18 protein-coding genes and 1 pseudogene are annotated in these 14,564 nt (G+C 51.0%); 9 read left to right on the top strand and 10 right to left on the bottom strand.

Annotation, left to right across the window (positions count from 1 at the left end; translation table 11 throughout):
- Window positions 1–152: 152 nt before the first annotated feature.
- The 3 genes and pseudogenes from B5E56_RS14960 to B5E56_RS14950 all read right to left on the bottom strand — a co-directional run bounded on the left by B5E56_RS14960 (window position 153) and on the right by B5E56_RS14950 (window position 2,649).
- A pseudogene (locus B5E56_RS14960) lies at window positions 153–1,456 on the bottom strand (site-specific integrase).
- Between the two features lie 115 nt (window positions 1,457–1,571).
- Window positions 1,572–1,766, bottom strand: a complete 195-nt coding sequence (locus tag B5E56_RS14955) for a helix-turn-helix domain-containing protein (RefSeq protein WP_072849340.1) — start codon at window positions 1,764–1,766, stop codon at window positions 1,572–1,574.
- A 517-nt stretch (window positions 1,767–2,283) separates the two neighbouring features.
- Window positions 2,284–2,649, bottom strand: a complete 366-nt coding sequence (locus tag B5E56_RS14950; RefSeq protein WP_242958993.1) for a hypothetical protein — start codon at window positions 2,647–2,649, stop codon at window positions 2,284–2,286.
- Between the two features lie 1,309 nt (window positions 2,650–3,958).
- On the opposite strand from B5E56_RS14950, the gene B5E56_RS13165 reads away from it, so the two are divergent.
- Genes B5E56_RS13165 through B5E56_RS13160 form a run of 3 tightly spaced genes read left to right on the top strand, consistent with a single transcriptional unit; the run spans window position 3,959 to window position 5,539 of the window.
- Window positions 3,959–4,279: a helix-turn-helix domain-containing protein gene (locus tag B5E56_RS13165; RefSeq protein WP_071430674.1), complete on the top strand. Its 321-nt coding sequence runs from the start codon at window positions 3,959–3,961 to the stop codon at window positions 4,277–4,279.
- A 3-nt stretch (window positions 4,280–4,282) separates the two neighbouring features.
- Complete coding sequence (locus tag B5E56_RS14945) at window positions 4,283–4,477, top strand: hypothetical protein (protein ID WP_242958992.1); 195 nt, start codon at window positions 4,283–4,285, stop codon at window positions 4,475–4,477.
- Between the two features lie 3 nt (window positions 4,478–4,480).
- Window positions 4,481–5,539, top strand: a complete 1,059-nt coding sequence (locus B5E56_RS13160; RefSeq protein WP_242958990.1) for a type II toxin-antitoxin system HipA family toxin — start codon at window positions 4,481–4,483, stop codon at window positions 5,537–5,539.
- Window positions 5,540–5,582: 43 nt separating this feature from the next.
- On the opposite strand, the gene B5E56_RS13155 is transcribed toward B5E56_RS13160, so the two are convergent.
- The 7 genes from B5E56_RS13155 to B5E56_RS13125 all read right to left on the bottom strand — a co-directional run bounded on the left by B5E56_RS13155 (window position 5,583) and on the right by B5E56_RS13125 (window position 11,563).
- Window positions 5,583–6,452, bottom strand: a complete 870-nt coding sequence (locus tag B5E56_RS13155; RefSeq protein ID WP_087189063.1) for a DUF6551 family protein — start codon at window positions 6,450–6,452, stop codon at window positions 5,583–5,585.
- Window positions 6,452–7,405 carry a hypothetical protein gene (locus B5E56_RS13150; RefSeq protein WP_087390934.1) on the bottom strand — a complete coding sequence of 318 codons (954 nt, stop codon included), beginning with the start codon at window positions 7,403–7,405 and terminating at the stop codon, window positions 6,452–6,454. Before B5E56_RS13150 ends, B5E56_RS13155 begins: the two co-directional genes overlap by 1 nt.
- The gene (locus B5E56_RS13145) at window positions 7,386–7,784 is read right to left on the bottom strand and encodes a hypothetical protein (protein ID WP_071430665.1); all 399 of its coding nucleotides are present in this window, start codon (window positions 7,782–7,784) and stop codon (window positions 7,386–7,388) included. The genes B5E56_RS13150 and B5E56_RS13145 overlap by 20 nt, the downstream gene beginning before the upstream one ends.
- Window positions 7,774–8,580, bottom strand: a complete 807-nt coding sequence (locus tag B5E56_RS13140; protein WP_206404988.1) for a hypothetical protein — start codon at window positions 8,578–8,580, stop codon at window positions 7,774–7,776. Before B5E56_RS13140 ends, B5E56_RS13145 begins: the two co-directional genes overlap by 11 nt.
- The gene (locus B5E56_RS13135) at window positions 8,581–10,461 is read right to left on the bottom strand and encodes a recombinase family protein (RefSeq protein ID WP_087390931.1); all 1,881 of its coding nucleotides are present in this window, start codon (window positions 10,459–10,461) and stop codon (window positions 8,581–8,583) included.
- Window positions 10,454–11,059, bottom strand: coding sequence for a recombinase family protein (locus B5E56_RS13130; protein ID WP_087189067.1), 606 nt, complete (start codon window positions 11,057–11,059; stop codon window positions 10,454–10,456). The genes B5E56_RS13135 and B5E56_RS13130 overlap by 8 nt, the downstream gene beginning before the upstream one ends.
- Before the next feature lie 144 nt (window positions 11,060–11,203).
- The gene (locus B5E56_RS13125) at window positions 11,204–11,563 is read right to left on the bottom strand and encodes a helix-turn-helix domain-containing protein (protein ID WP_071430658.1); all 360 of its coding nucleotides are present in this window, start codon (window positions 11,561–11,563) and stop codon (window positions 11,204–11,206) included.
- Window positions 11,564–11,704: 141 nt separating this feature from the next.
- Between B5E56_RS13125 and B5E56_RS13120 the strand changes: the two genes are divergently transcribed.
- The 6 genes from B5E56_RS13120 (at window position 11,705) to B5E56_RS13095 (ending at window position 14,443) form a co-directional block, all read left to right on the top strand.
- On the top strand, window positions 11,705–12,082 hold the full coding sequence (locus tag B5E56_RS13120; RefSeq protein ID WP_087390928.1) for a helix-turn-helix domain-containing protein: 378 nt from the start codon (window positions 11,705–11,707) through the stop codon (window positions 12,080–12,082).
- Between the two features lie 160 nt (window positions 12,083–12,242).
- Complete coding sequence (locus B5E56_RS13115; RefSeq protein ID WP_087390924.1) at window positions 12,243–12,962, top strand: metallophosphoesterase; 720 nt, start codon at window positions 12,243–12,245, stop codon at window positions 12,960–12,962.
- On the top strand, window positions 12,959–13,309 hold the full coding sequence (locus tag B5E56_RS13110) for a hypothetical protein (RefSeq protein WP_087390921.1): 351 nt from the start codon (window positions 12,959–12,961) through the stop codon (window positions 13,307–13,309). Before B5E56_RS13115 ends, B5E56_RS13110 begins: the two co-directional genes overlap by 4 nt.
- Window positions 13,306–13,752 (top strand): hypothetical protein, encoded by a 447-nt coding sequence (locus tag B5E56_RS13105; RefSeq protein ID WP_087390918.1) that lies wholly within the window; start codon window positions 13,306–13,308, stop codon window positions 13,750–13,752. The genes B5E56_RS13110 and B5E56_RS13105 overlap by 4 nt, the downstream gene beginning before the upstream one ends.
- Window positions 13,753–13,851: 99 nt before the next feature.
- Complete coding sequence (locus B5E56_RS13100; RefSeq protein WP_158098730.1) at window positions 13,852–14,100, top strand: hypothetical protein; 249 nt, start codon at window positions 13,852–13,854, stop codon at window positions 14,098–14,100.
- On the top strand, window positions 14,051–14,443 hold the full coding sequence (locus tag B5E56_RS13095; protein ID WP_242958988.1) for an ATP-binding protein: 393 nt from the start codon (window positions 14,051–14,053) through the stop codon (window positions 14,441–14,443). Before B5E56_RS13100 ends, B5E56_RS13095 begins: the two co-directional genes overlap by 50 nt.
- Window positions 14,444–14,564: the final 121 nt, after the last annotated feature.

Raw genomic sequence — 14,564 nt, 5'->3', positions numbered from 1 at the left:
TTTCAAAAATAAGGCGTGTCGAGAAATTCCATTTTCTCAGTTAAAATTTCTATACCCCTTGAAAACACTGGTGTTTCCAGCGTTTTCGTCACCTTGGTTTGGCCCTTTTCCCTCATTTTTTCCCTTGCGAGAAGAAATGAGGGAAACTTTTTTCAGGCCGTTCCTACAACCTTATCCAGCAGTCTTGCGGAAGTTCGCTTAGCCTCTCTGGTGGCGTGGGCGTAAATGTTCATCGTGGTACTTACATCAGAATGTCCCAGCAGCTCCTGCACATCCTTGGGTGCTGCCCCGTGGGAGAGAAGATTGGTCGTATATGTATGCCTCAACAGATGGAAGTAAAAATCATCCATATCCCCGATCTTCTTTCGGGAGTATCGGCATACGTTGCTGACCGTTGCAGGAGCTTCATAGGCTCCATCAGGCCGCAGGCAGACGAAGGAAACCTGGGTGTAATCTTCCGGCGGTGTCTCTGTCCGGGGCAAGGAATAGACCTCGTAGTAGGTGCGATTTTTTCCTTGACGATGCGATAGTAGTTTTGAGAGTACAACGGCCCGTATTTGATGCTGTTCAGCATTTGCTCTTTTTTGGCTTCCCGCAGGATAGCCGCCAGGGTGTCGCAGAAATCCACAGTACGGATTTTTTTGCGCTTGGTGGGGCCGATCTGCGTTTTCTTCCTTACGGAGTCATACCGCATACTCCGGCGAATGGTGAGGCACTGTTCTTTCAAGTCGATGTCCTGCCAGGTCAGCCCGCACACCTCGCCGATACGAAGTCCGGCGAAATAGGCGATCTGGATAGGCAATAACGCGGGATTGTGCTTTTTCTTCAAAAGCTCATTCAGCGCCAAATACTGCTCATGGGAGATTGTCGGCGTTTCAACGGGAAGGTCGCCTGTACCATCTTCGGTGAACAGCTCATATTCATCATCTTTGACCCGTTTCACCACATACTGCATCGGATTGAAGGTAATCAGCCTTTTGGGGAAAACCGCAAAGCGGAAGGAATTTTGAAGCACTGCCGAATACTGGCCCAGCGAGCCTTTGCTCAACGCCTCAACGGTTTTTCCATCGGGGCTTGTCCCTCCGAAGCTCAACAAATCCATATAGCTTTGCAGATGGTCGGAAGTTACCGTCTTGAGCTTGCGTTTACCAATGGGGTGCTTCTTGATGCGGGAAACAGTGTTGATGTAGGCTGTCACCGTCCCATCACTCAACGAGCCGGGTTTCAGTTCTTCCTCCACCCACATATCCAGCATATCTCCCAAAGTGATGTTCTTGGCCTGTGCCAGAAACATCTTGGTTTCATAGTCCTCCATCGCCTTGCGGAGCAGAGACTCGGTTTCACTCTTGCTTTCCGTTCCCGGAAATTCCTTCTGGACACGGCTGCCGCTGGCATCCTCTACATAAAAGCGATAGTACCACTTCTTTCCTTTCTTTCTTACAGATCCTTTTGCCATAGCAAACTCCTTTCTATGCTGGCAAACGGAACCGTAGTGATGTGTCACCCTGATTATAGCAAAGGGTGGCCAATCTATCAAACATACCGCTTGCTAAATTTCAAGGTTTCAATATTTACTTCACTGCAAGGACCTGATTGCGGTCCAGAAGGTCACGGCCCTCGTTGATCTGCATGAAACAGCAAATCACATCCACGCGGACAATAGACTTGCGCCCAATCCGCAGGACCGGGATTTTCCCCCAATCCACAAGGCGGCGGAGGGTATTGCGTCCAATGCCGGTATAGTCGGCAGCTTCTTCAATCGTCATGCCGATCTTACCAACGCCCGCAGGCTGAACAGCGGAGTATCTTTCTGTATGAGTACGCCCGGAAGTCCCGGACGGAATATTCGCATAACAAACAGGCGAATTTGAAGTCATAATTGTTCGCCTCCTTCGAGAACAAAAAAGCAACCGCGCCGATCTGGTTGGAGCCGTTGTAACATACGGCGCACTTCGGCGCGGCTGCCTTGACTTTTCAGTAACTTCAAGCCCGCTGTATTTGCCACGCATCCCCAGCGGTGGGGATATTACAGGCCGCCCCTGGCAGGGCTGTCATAACTCCGCAGCATCGTTCAAAGCGTGTGCCGCAGGGTTCCCCCTCAAGTCTGTGGGAGGTCGTGAGAAAGTATCTTTAACCCCCGCGCTGTCATCGCGCCCGGAGTGCCTGTCCGGGTCTAAGGTATGCGTTGATCGCTCGGATAGCTTGTCCCATCACCTCCTTGAAGCTACCCAAAGACATTGTGGTAGAGCAGGCCTATGAGATCCAACGGCTTGGCATGGAGAATCAGTTGCTGCGGGATTTTCTGCGCTTCACAGGAAGGAAGTGAGGTCGACGGTAAAATATCATATCATCTATCGTCACAAAACAGAGTATCCCGTGGCAGTCATGTGCAAATTCTTTGGAGTATCCAGAAGCGGCTACTATGCTTTTGTCCATCGCCTTGGCAGTCCGGAGAAGGATGCAGCCCTTGCGGAACTGATTGCTCAGCAACGTGAACGTTGCTTTTGTACATACGGATACCGAAGGATGTGGAGGTGGCTGAAAAGTCAAAAGATTTACCGCGACCCCAAGACTGTACTGCGGATCATGCAGAAGTACGATTTGCTGTCTGAAATCCGCCGCCGCAGGAAATGGCAGCAGATGGGGCACGGACATCTCCTACATCCACACCAGGCAGGGCGTACTGTACCTATCCATGATCCGAGACCTCTATGACAACAGCATCGTGGACCTTTGCTGAAGCAAACGAAATGATTGACCGTTATATTTACTTCTACAATCATGAGCGCATCCAGTTAAAGACTGGGGAGACGCCGCTCCGCCTAAAGTTTAATATTTCCTGCCAGGGGCTCTTTTTTGTACTGTCCACACAACTTGGGGCAGTTCAAGTGTGAGATCAAGAAAACTTAATAGCGAGCGACAGTCACATTATTATTCCACTTAATTCCTTTTGATACTCTTTCTCCCTGCCTAATTTGTGCGGTTTTAACAAATTTTTTGGAATAAATACCTTTTTTATGACGCATTATAATCCGATGTCCAGATGTTGACACCGGGAGAATAGGTGTCGCTTTACATCGTGTATAAAGCAGCTATAATAAAAACAAAGGAACGCCCTCGCCGGCCTGAGGTGACCATTACATCAAAGCTATTGGCAGCTCTTTGTGATGCCGCTTTTTTGTGGTGTCTTCTGTATGGGCTGCCCGCAATGCATTGCTAAAAAGGCGAAAATTGTATCACTAAAGCCTGCACCTTGACAAATAAGCAGTGAATATGCCTTATAAAATACCTCAGCACTTGGCAGCTGTGAAAAGCGGGCTGGGATTCTGAGGCTTTATGGGCAAATATGTTCCCCGTATACAGCTGATCGTATCAGAGACACGGGGAGCGTTTCAGGCTTTTTTGATATTGATTCAGCCATAAACAGGTCGATTTCCAGCATAATGACCTCAACATCATAAGAGATGAGAATAAGGAGGGCGCAATTTTTATGTCTAAAAACGGATATAGCTGAACATATTATAGAGGTTCGGCTTTCCTGTAATAATTCAGACAGACGCAGCTTATTCTCGATACAAATGTCGATCTTCTTAATTACTTCGTTTAGGTAGGACACGATTTTGTCTTGTGTCGATAATGGAGGCTTAGGCAATCCGAGCGTACCGAGTTTAGTTCTGCTAATTCGCTGCATAGTAGTTCCTGCAGCCAGTAATTTCGCTTCTTCTGCATACAGCAGATCATCGCCGACCGAGCATCCAAAAAGATGGAGTACGACGATACCATCGTCCACCAAATGATTGAGTGTGTGAAGGTGTATCCCGACGGGAGACTGGACATTATCTTCGGAGGAGGGTACCTTATCGAAGAACGCCTGGAAAAAGAAAGTTAATAACTTCAAATATAATTGACATAATTGCCGAAATAATATAGTATAATTTATGTTAGGAGGCGATTGTGCATGGCAAAAAAAGCTGCGGTCATCATGCCGCAAACACGGGAGATCCTGGCACAGATGGGTGAGCAGATCCGCCTGGCCCGCCTGCGCAGGAAGTTGAGCCTGGAATTGGTAGCAGAGCGTGCCGGGATCAGCCGAGCCACTCTGATATCCATTGAGAAAGGCACCCCTACGGTATCCATCGGCTCCTATGCCGCTGTGCTGCACGCATTAAACAATATGGACAGCGACCTGCTGCTTATTGCAAAAGATGATGAATTCGGCAGGAAGCTACAAGATCTGGCGCTGCCCACCAGACGGCGGGCACCCAAGAAAGGAGAGTAGCCCATGGCGCAGGACGAAAAGACCATCTATGTATATGAAAATTGGCGTGGAGAGGCACCCACTCTGCTGGGGCGGCTGCGCTGCGGCTTCGTCCGTGGACAGGAAACCTTTTCCTTTGAGTATGATCCAGCCTGGCTGTCATCCGCCGAGAGTTCCTTCTCTCTGGACCCGGATCTGGCTCTTTACCGCGGGCGGTAGTATGTGCCGCTGAACAAGCAGCTCTTTGGCCTGTTTTCCGACTCCTGTCCGGATCGCTGGGGGCGTCTGCTGATGAAGCGCAAGGAGGCCATCGACGCCCGCAAAGAGGACCGCAAGCCCCGTAAGCTCACCGAGAGCGACTTCCTGTTGGGGGTCTACGATGAATCCCGTATGGGTGCGCTGCGGTTCAGCTTGGAGGAAGGGGGCGAATTTCTTTCGAACGATAAAGCGTTTGCGACGCCTCCATGGGTAAACCTTCGGACGCTGGAAAACGCCTCTATCGCTTTCGAGAACGATGAGAGCGGCCTGAATGAAAAATGGCTGCGTGAGCTTCTGGCCCCTGGCTCCTCCTTGGGCGGTGCAAGACCCAAAGCTACGGTGCAGGCCACAGATGGCGCCTTGTGGATCGCCAAGTTCCCCTCCAAGCATGATGAATATAACAGTGGCGCGTGGGAGAAGGTCGTCCATGACCTGGCACGGCTCTGTGGGCTGGATGTTCCGGAATCCAAATTGGAGACATTCTCCAAGACCGGCAGCACCTTTCTCGTCAAGCGATTTGACCGAAATGGCAGCCGCCGCATCCACTTCGCCTCCGCCATGACCCTGCTGGGCAAGATCGATGAAGCCTCTGCAGCGGACGGAAGCAGCTATCTGGATCTGGCGGCGTTCATCCGGGCCAACGGGGCATCACCCCGGCAGGATCTGGCCGAGCTGTGGAAGTGGATCGTGTTCAGCATGGCGGTATCTAATACTGACGACCACCTGCGCAACCATGGTTTTCTTCTGACACCCACCGGCTGGCGGCTGGCCCCTCTCTATGATGTGAACCCAGTCCCCTCGGGGGACCGGCTTTCCCTCAATGTGAGTGAGTATGATAACACCATTGACTTGGAACTGGCTCTGGAAGTAGCCGATTATTTCGGCCTTGCCCCGCAGGAAGCGGAACAGGCTGCAGAGGAGGTCTGCAAAACAGTATCCGGACACTGGGAACAGTTGGCCGGGCAGTATGGTCTCAGCCGAGGAGCGATAGAGTATATGCGCCCGGCCTTTTCCCTTCCATGATAAGATCACAAACGGACGATTCCTGGTGGAACCGTCCGTTTGCTTATTCTTTGGCGACTCCCTCAAAAGAGTCCCCGCCCTCATCCTCGTCCATATCCGTATCAATGTCCAGTCCTTCATTGTTCCCCACATTCTTCTCGTAGAGCCTGGTCCATTTGAGCGGATATTTGCATTTGCGGTTATAGGCCAGAAGCATCGCCTCAGCATAGCCCATAGAACCGGGGCGTCGTTCCTTGGCTGTTCTCGAAAGCAACTTGACCGACATTTCCCCCACTTTTTCCTTAAAGGTCTCATCTTTCAGGGCATCGCCGAACGTGTAGACCAATCTGGCGATTCCGTTGAGCATATTGGCAGACAGCGAATTCATATCGCCCTCCCAGGTGCCTACGCAGAGTCTGAGTGTTCGATCAAGTACGTGGTAACCAAACCGCTCATATATATTTTCGAGCGTGGAGACAGCACAGACAACGCCATAGTTTCTGACCTGGCCAATGGAAAGAGAATAAGACTCTACCAGATCTTTGATCATAAGCTGTTCCTGATTCCCGGCTTCCACATTTGCCATAAACACTTCATAGGGACGGAGCGGTTTGACAAACTTCATCTGGTTGGCGAAGATATCTGCCTCGTGCTCGTAGTTCAGATCATCGTATATCATGCACCAGACTGGCGTTTCACGAGAGCCAGAGGCCAGGGCGACGATCTCCACCGTGTGCTGGCCATTGAAGACATAGTTGACCCCATTTCGACGGCTCACCTTCACAGGGTTGATCTGATACAGATCAAAGTGTGCCGCAGCATTCAGCACATGCTGTTCGGAAATATTCCTCTGGTACTCCTGATTGGATACGAGGTTCTTGATGGGAATCTGTTCGAAGTGAACATTGGGAACAAACATACTATAATCTTCCATTAGGATTCCCCCTCAATTGCATTGAGCATTTCCTGGATTTTTCCTTCTAATTCAGTCAACGCCGCCAAGAGGTTTTGTCTGGCAGCAGGTGAGATCGCTTCCAAATGTGCCATGGACTTTGTCCGGTCGATGGAGCTCATCCAGGAGGGGATCGTAAGAGTAAGTCCAGCAACTTCCGCATCCGGGTCATAGGCGGGCATCGTCTTGATTGCCGGCTGCTCTGCCGCCGCTGTGCCGGGCTTGGCAGAAGCATCGGAATAAAGGCATCGTCTCGATTCACTGTAACGAGCGAAAGCATAGGGATTTTTTCCGATTTTTTTACTAAGTGCTTTCAATTCTTCGGGTTCCATTTCTGATAGAGCAACGATATTTTCGAAAGAAATCTTATATGCCCCGGAAAGAATGTGCGGAACAAGCTCAGGAGCATTTTGTTCAATGGTATCTAATGCTGCACTGTATTTCGCATATTTCTGTACGGTTGCGCCGGACACATGATACTTCCTTCCCAGCCGGGCTGCTGTTCGCCGGCCGCTCTCTTCATCTATTGGGCGGCCTCTCCCCACAGCAATGTTGGGGTTCGGACGGTACTGATTATAGCCATTCCTATTTCGCTGTACTTTCTTTTCCACTTCATATTGTTTCCCAATCAGATATTTCCTGGTTTCTTCTGAGATGTTGCGTCGTCCGAGTTGGTTCGCACAGATCCAGGCGATGGCAGCATCTCTGCTTGGAAAATCCAGCTCCTTGACTCCATAAGGAATGCGCATTTTATTGCATATTTCATAGCGATTATGACCGTCGATGATGGTATCATTCCATGCGATGATATCTTCCCGGCATCCTTCCACGACCAGATTCAGCTCCAGCTGCCGGTATTCCTCCCGGCGAAGTGGACGAATCAAGTTTTTGAATTCCGGATCGATGTTAAGCTGCCTAAATGCTTTCTCTGTCATGTAGCCTCCTGCGTTCCAGCTGTTTGACGGTTTTGAGGGAAAAATATGCGACCCGGTTGACTTGATCGATCTCACCGGTCAGCTGGTAATTAAATCTCAGGTCAAAGCCACCCAGCAGTTCGGAAAAGTTTTTGATAAGGATCGTACTATAGAATTCTATAGACTGCTGGGATGTACTTGACATCCGAACCTTGTTTGCGGTCCCGCCTGAAATAGGTTTGTCCGATCCGAGAACGGCGATATACAGTTCTTCAGGGTTTACCAGGAATTGCACATACGCAGGATTCTTCAAGAGACGAATCGTTTGCCGGTGGATTCGAATCCGGTTTCGCGCAGGGTCCAGCGTTAAGTAAGCCTGCAATTGATTTTCATGATTCATGTCCTTGTCCTCCCAAAACGGACTTACTACCAGTATCAGAGGCAGCCTCGTCTGACTGCTCTGATGCAGCAGGAGCGATGTTATCGCGCAACCCATATACAGCATATCCTTCAAAAATGTCTACCTGCATAGATTTCTGGTGTTCCCGGAACGGGAGTCCAAACTGCGTCTTCCAGCCCTCCGGAAACACGGGAGTTCGAGAAGACTTGGGCTTCTGGCCGTCTTTTTGCACCCGCTGATACACTTCGGTCGCTGTGAGATCAAATGCGATGAGCCACTCATCCCTGGCATGGATTATCCGCCCGAGGAGCTTATATCGATAGTCCAGATTCCAGCCCATCAGTGAAAACACTTTGGCGAAAAAAATCTTGCAGGTGATCTGTTTCGGTTTGCGTCTGCCGGAGCCGTTGGTGCACCAGGCGCAGGCATCCCGATCTTCCGCCCGACAGGGACGGATCGCCAAGATCCTGCTCTCCTGATTGACCAGTACCTGCACATAATCAACTTGTGGGAAGCGGTTCAGGCAGGCGGTATTTACATAAAATTTGTAATTGTTGAAAGTTACAGACGGCTCATTAATATGGGCGAAGAACTCACGGCGTACCACCTGGTAGCCATCGTAGTTAAAGTCACCGGCCATCTCCAGAACCTCATCACTACTGCTGTTTGCGGGAGAAGCTGCCGGTTCCGCTTTTTCTAATTCAGCAGACGGAACAATATCCAAATGCCCGTCCTCCAGGGAACGAAGCATTCCGGCGATTACGCTGCCGGTATTTTCCCGACTTTCTTCAAACATTTAGGATTCCTCCTTCCCGCGCTGACCGAGTTCCTGACAGATATAGTCACGCAGCACGTCAAATCCTGTCACGCGGAGTTTCTGTCCGGTTTCATACAACTGGCCCTCCATGCGAATTTTCCAGTCTTCCTCACTCTGATCGCAGACGGGCGGGAAAGACTGTTGGTGGAGGTAATATTGCTTGCCAAAAGAGCCGATCCACTCCTCCGGGACTGCCCGCACCCGTTTGCCGGAGACAGAAAGGGGCTGTACAGGCTCCTTTGCCTGTTCCGTGCTTTTTGAACCGGAAAGCAGGTACGATTTAATAAACGCTTCCGCATCATTGACATCAAAAATATACGCAGATTCAGTTTCGGTTTGAAACAGCGCTCCGGCGATCCGGTATTTTAAATCCGGACTCCAGCCGAATAACTGAAAAAGCGTTTCTACATAGGCCGCACCGGCGATATCCCTGGGCTGATACTTTCCGTCTGACAGCTTGGAAAACACGACTGCGTTGCGGCTGCTTTTCGCCGCTGTACGGACGGCGAACTTCATCTCCACAGGGTTGACCAGCAGCTCCACATGGTTGTCTTTCCCAAAAGACCGAACACATGTGGTGCTGAACTTGATCCTCTTATCTTGAAACAGTACATAGGGACGGTGATAATTATCAAAGAATTCACTGCGGGCGATTTCAAAGCCTCTCATATCAAAATCTCCCGGAACCAATGTGATGCTCGAGGGCAGGGATGCATCCGCCTGCTGCTCATCGGGTGGATGGATACTGGCGGACGCTTGGTAATAATCCGCCGGCTTAAATCCAGCCCAGCGGGGATTGATGGTCACGAACCCCCTGAGCAGGCCGCTGTCGATCACCCGCAGCTCCGGGAGGATGGAACGGTTGCCATACTTGGAGTTGTTCAGAAGATGCTGAACCGCAATGAAATCATCTCTGGAAACGATGCCCTCGTGGTGGTTCCGGTAAAGGCTCTGGGGTCTGTCCCCCCGATTTTTTCTGGCCTTGTGGTTCAGATAGTTGGGGGTGAAGGTCTTCCGGGTCAGTACATCCCCGCAATGCCGCTCATTGCGAAGGACCTGGACAATGGAGTTGGATGTCCACTTGACATTCCCCAGATAAGTTTTTCGGCCCAGCTCGGTGAGCGCCGCCGCAATGTCGGAGGTGGAATATCCGTACAGATACATATAGAAGATGAGTTTTACCGTGGGGGCTTCATCCGGGTTGACGACCAGGTTTCCATCTGCGTCGTGAGAATACCCCAGCAGTTTGGGCGTCAATGGCAGACCTCCGTCCAGCCGCATCCGCAAGGAGGTTTCCATGCTCCGGCTGCGGATGTGAGACTCCTCCTGAGCCATGGTGGCCTGAAACGAAAGCGCCATCTGGGAATCGTCTTTGAGGGAGAAGATACATTCGCTCTCAAAGAACACCCCGACAGGACTGGGCAGCTCCGCAAGCATTCGCACCATGCTGATACAGTCCACCACATTCCGGGCAAAGCGAGACACGCTTTTGGTAATGATCATATCGATTTTCCCGCTACGGCAATCGGCGATCATGCTGTTGAACTCGTCCCGATGAGCCAGAGAAGTCCCGCTGATGCCCTCATCCGCATAGATTTTGACCAATGTCCAGTTGGGATGATGCACAACAAAATCTTCATAGTATTTCTTTTGCAGCTCATAGGAGGAAGTCTGCTGGACATTGTCTGTGGAGACACGGGCATACACGGCGATCCGCTGCCTTATATCATTGTCGTAATAGTCGATGGGCTTTTTGGCCGGAATGAATTCATAGTTCTCCGGGTCAACTTTTGTGTTGATACGCCGGCGGACCCGTTCTTTCCGTTCCGCAAGCTGTTTGCGTGTGGACTTGTCAATCATGCAGCATTTCCCTCCGGGGTTTGTCATCAGGAAGTATCTTCCAACCGGGATCTGGCAAAAAGTAGGGGTCGTGTAGATCCTCTTGGTAATAGGAAGCCAGCGTATAAATATCCTCCGAAACGAAGTAAACGCCCACTGGCTTTGAGAGTGCTGCCAAAAGGCGCGTACAGAAAGAAAGCTCGGAGAGCTTCTTCGAGATATTGCTTGCTTTCTGGGTAACGATCAGATCGACCTTTTCCTCGTAGCAGTCTTGAAGGAGCCTTGACCACTCCGGGGCGTTCTCCATATTGGGCGCAGTGCTGCCCTCGTCCACATAGAAACCGACAAACTTCCAGTTTGGGCAGAGAGCCAGTGTATCAAGAAATTGCTTTTTATGAGCTGAGAGATAGTCCTCATAGCGGGTCTGGTTGAAGTAGCGGATGTATACCGCCACACGGTAATGTGTTTTGGGAAGCGGGCGTTCCCGCTTGATTTCCTTTAACCAGGCACGATGTTCCGCTAAAAGGGTGTTTCGTTCCGTTTCCCTCTCCAGCAGGAAATCAAATGAGGGCATAACCTCCTGCTCTGACTCTCTATTTTGAACGGTCAGATCTGACATATTTGCTCCCCCTGTGTTATTTCTCTTCCAGGCCATTATATAATCTGCAGACTAATAACAAAATCGACCAGAAGTCAACACCTTGACTTCTGGTCGATAGATGAGAAAAAAAGAAGCGAGCCGGCAATTCCAGCTCGCAAATTTTCAGGTATTGTCATCCCGTCTGGCCATAGTGGATTTCAACTCACGAACAATCTTCAGGATGGAATCCAGCTCCTTGGGAGAGCAGTCGGCCAGCAGCTCGTCAAACTCGCTCTGGTATAGACTTCTCACCTCCGGCACATCGGGCCGAAGAAGGGAATCAGCAGACACTTGCAGGGCTTCGATGATTCGGATAAAGGTTTCCAACTTCATGCTCGTCTTGCCTTTTTCGATATTGCTGATATGCGGCAGCGAGATATTGGCCTTCGCAGCAAGATCGGCCTGGCTCATCCGGCGATTGATCCGCGCATCTCGAATACGGGAGCCGATCAGCTGGCTCTCGGTCAAATCATGTTCCGTCATCGGCTTCCCCCCTCAAATATATTCTCCAGATTATCTATTTCTAAGAGTATATCAACCTGAGGTGAAATTGATATAAGGCCGAGTTGATGATATAATCTAAACACTATAATAAGACTGCAAAATTTTTTTGGAGGTCTTATTATGAGCCTGAACTACAAAGTCATTGGAAAACACATCCGTGAAGTCCGCCAGCGCAACCACCTTTCGCAAGCGATGCTCTCTGAACTGGTAGATAAAACGCCATCTTACATCAGCTACATAGAGAGCGGGATCAAGAGCATGAGCCTTGACACCTTTGTGCTTATCACCAATGCCTTGGGAGTATCTCCCGACCGGCTTTTGATGGAGCAAGTCACCAGCACTGAACGGTGCGCCAGCGAAGAAATCTCCCTGCTCCTTTCGGATTGCAGTACCTATGAGATGCTGATTCTCTTGGATGTTATAAAATCGTTGAAAGCTTCCTTGAAAGAGCATCAAGGCAGATACGGTAAACCAGATAACTCTGATTTTACCGTCTGAACCTGAGAAAGCAATCAACCGGAAGTCACGAGCATTGACTGCCGGTCGATCTATGCCAGTAAAGCTGGATATATTTTGGGAATGGTGGATATGTTTTTGGAAAGTCCCGGATATGGGCCTTCCGAGTTGGTATAATGAAAAAAGAAAGGTGGAATGACCAATTATCTATTACACGGGTGATATCCACGGAGACCCCTATGAGGTCATACAGTTTTGCGACAGCAAGAAGCTGACAGAGCAGGATACTCTGGTTCTGCTTGGAGATGCAGGAGCGAACTACTACCGAAACCGGCGAGACACAGAGATGAAGAAAGTTCTTACCGCCGTAAAGCCGACGATGCTCTGCATCCACGGCAACCATGAGATCCGACCGGCCAGTATCCCTTCCTATCGGACGAAGCAGTGGAACGGCGGGACAGTCTGGGTAGAGGAAGCCTTTCCCCGCCTGCTGTTTGCTATGGATGGTGAGATCTTTGATCTGGAAGGTCTCCGACACTTGGTCATCGGCGGAGCTTACAGCGTGGACAAATTCTACCGGCTGGCCAGAGGGTACGGCTGGTGGCCGGACGAACAGCCTTCCCAGGAGATCAAGGACAAGGTTATCCAGACGCTGGACGCCTGCGGGTGGCAGGTAGATACCGTCCTCTCCCACACCTGTCCCTATCCGTATGAGCCGCGCGAGGTCTTTCTTCCGATGATCGACCAGAGTACCGTGGACGACTCTACCGAGAAATGGTTGGAGGAGATCGAGCGGAAACTCAAATACGACCACTGGTTCTGTGGACACTGGCATATTGACAAGCATATCGACCGGATGCACTTCCTCTTCCACAGCGTGGAGGCTGCGCCGCAGCTCTTGACGGGAGGGGACACATTATGACAGAGGAAGAAAGACCGGAGGCCAAGGAGCAGGAGGCGTGCTTTGCCGCAATCCGTGAGATCGTCCAGAAGATTTTCCACCTAATGGACGCCGCATATCAGCAATACAGCCGTTTGGTAGAACAGGTGTTGAACGGCAGGATCACCGAGGAGCGGGAGATCGAGCGAATCATGGACGGGCTTGTGGACTTCGGAGATGATCCGAGGCTCCTTGAACTGTACAAAACCCTCTGCCGCCATGTCTATTACAAATACCCCGCTCTTGTGGGAGAGCACACTGCCCTCTTCCGGCTCCAGTTTGAGGAAACGGAGGATGGGGATACGGATACTGAGGAGGTGAAAACATGAAAGCGCCGGAGATCAAGCACTACATCAACTGGCTGGGTCGGGTGGAATACCGAAACATCAACTGCTCCTTCACCTATGACGAGACATCCTATGCGGCCATCGACCGGATCTTCCGCCTTCTCCACCGGCTGGAGCCAGGCCCGGAGAACACAAGCTGGGAACTATGGCTCCGTGCGGAGCGAGGTACCATTGAAGACTTCGGCAGCTTTGAGAAGCTGCGGGCGGACGGCCAGGTGGAGAGCTTTGAGGAGTTTGAAACCTGGTGGCATTCCGAGTTCCCGGAGGAGGCAGCGTGGTTCCACTTTGCCGCCGGCGAGGATCAGGAGATCGGATACCGGGCGGTATTCCTGGGCCATCGCCATGTGCTGGAGGTGGACAGCCGCAAAGAGCGCGCCTTCCCCTATGGGGCTGACGCCAGAAATGCTGATTGTGAAGTTCTTTGAGTTCTGCGCCGATCCCGCGACCCAGGAACTGGCCATCTCCTTGCTTCTGAAATGGAAAGCCGAACAGGAAGCGGAGAGGGGAAAACCGGGAGGGGGACTTTGATGCTATCCAGGGAAACCTTCTGCGAAGCCCTGCGAAAGATCCAAGCGCAAAAGGATCGAGACGAACAGTTCAGTAAGGCACTCGCCATGATGGGAGATGGACATTTCGTCTTTGAGGGCGGAGCGCTGCTTCTTGCCGCCTTGCTGGATGTGCTGAAGGAAGCGGTCAACGACCAGTACGACTACGGCTATTGCTTTGAAAGCCTGCCAGGAGGGGCGGCGTGTCCGTTTCTTTACTGCGGCTGAGTTGGCAAACATACTGCTGGAAAAGAACACCAAGGGAACCTTGAACAATTACCTGGGTACGCTGAAAAAGGTAGAGCTTGTTGTGATTGACGAGATTGGTTTCGTCCCTCTGCACAAGGACGCCGCTGAACTGCTGTTCCAAGTGATTTCCGATTGCTACGAGCGCAAGAGCCTGATTATTACTTCAAACCTGGAGTTCTCTCAGTGGAACACTGTCTTTGGGGACAACCGCCTGACTGCGGCGCTCGTTGACCGGCTTATCCACCACAGCCATATTGTGATTTTCTCTGGGGAAAGCTACCGGCTTACCCAGTCCCTGAACCGCCAGAGAGCATACACTTAGGGTACTCAAAATTAGTGCAAAAGGGCTTTGGGCACCGATGTGAGCACTTGGCCCCTATTGGCACCGATGCGAGCGTTTGGCCTCCGGGGGACCGATGTGAGCATTAGGCCCCCAGGGCACT

The sequence above is a fragment of the Flavonifractor sp. An112 genome, assembly GCF_002161085.1.
GTDB lineage: Bacteria > Bacillota > Clostridia > Oscillospirales > Oscillospiraceae > Flavonifractor > Flavonifractor avicola.
Note: the sequence above shows the minus strand (reverse complement) of the source record. Positions and strands in the feature narration are given on the sequence as shown.

Bases quoted from the DNA above. Each gene is read 5' to 3' on its own strand.
- B5E56_RS14955 (WP_072849340.1), bottom strand. From the start codon at position 1,766: ATGACGATTGAAGAAGCTGCCGACTATACCGGCATTGGACGCAATACC.
- B5E56_RS13165 (WP_071430674.1), top strand. From the start codon at position 3,959: ATGGCAAAAAAAGCTGCGGTCATCATGCCGCAAACACGGGAGATCCTG.
- B5E56_RS14945 (WP_242958992.1), top strand. From the start codon at position 4,283: ATGGCGCAGGACGAAAAGACCATCTATGTATATGAAAATTGGCGTGGA.
- B5E56_RS13155 (WP_087189063.1), bottom strand. From the start codon at position 6,452: ATGGAAGATTATAGTATGTTTGTTCCCAATGTTCACTTCGAACAGATT.
- B5E56_RS13150 (WP_087390934.1), bottom strand. From the start codon at position 7,405: ATGACAGAGAAAGCATTTAGGCAGCTTAACATCGATCCGGAATTCAAA.
- B5E56_RS13145 (WP_071430665.1), bottom strand. From the start codon at position 7,784: ATGAATCATGAAAATCAATTGCAGGCTTACTTAACGCTGGACCCTGCG.
- B5E56_RS13140 (WP_206404988.1), bottom strand. From the start codon at position 8,580: ATGTTTGAAGAAAGTCGGGAAAATACCGGCAGCGTAATCGCCGGAATG.
- B5E56_RS13135 (WP_087390931.1), bottom strand. From the start codon at position 10,461: ATGATTGACAAGTCCACACGCAAACAGCTTGCGGAACGGAAAGAACGG.
- B5E56_RS13130 (WP_087189067.1), bottom strand. From the start codon at position 11,059: ATGTCAGATCTGACCGTTCAAAATAGAGAGTCAGAGCAGGAGGTTATG.
- B5E56_RS13125 (WP_071430658.1), bottom strand. From the start codon at position 11,563: ATGACGGAACATGATTTGACCGAGAGCCAGCTGATCGGCTCCCGTATT.
- B5E56_RS13120 (WP_087390928.1), top strand. From the start codon at position 11,705: ATGAGCCTGAACTACAAAGTCATTGGAAAACACATCCGTGAAGTCCGC.
- B5E56_RS13110 (WP_087390921.1), top strand. From the start codon at position 12,959: ATGACAGAGGAAGAAAGACCGGAGGCCAAGGAGCAGGAGGCGTGCTTT.
- B5E56_RS13105 (WP_087390918.1), top strand. From the start codon at position 13,306: ATGAAAGCGCCGGAGATCAAGCACTACATCAACTGGCTGGGTCGGGTG.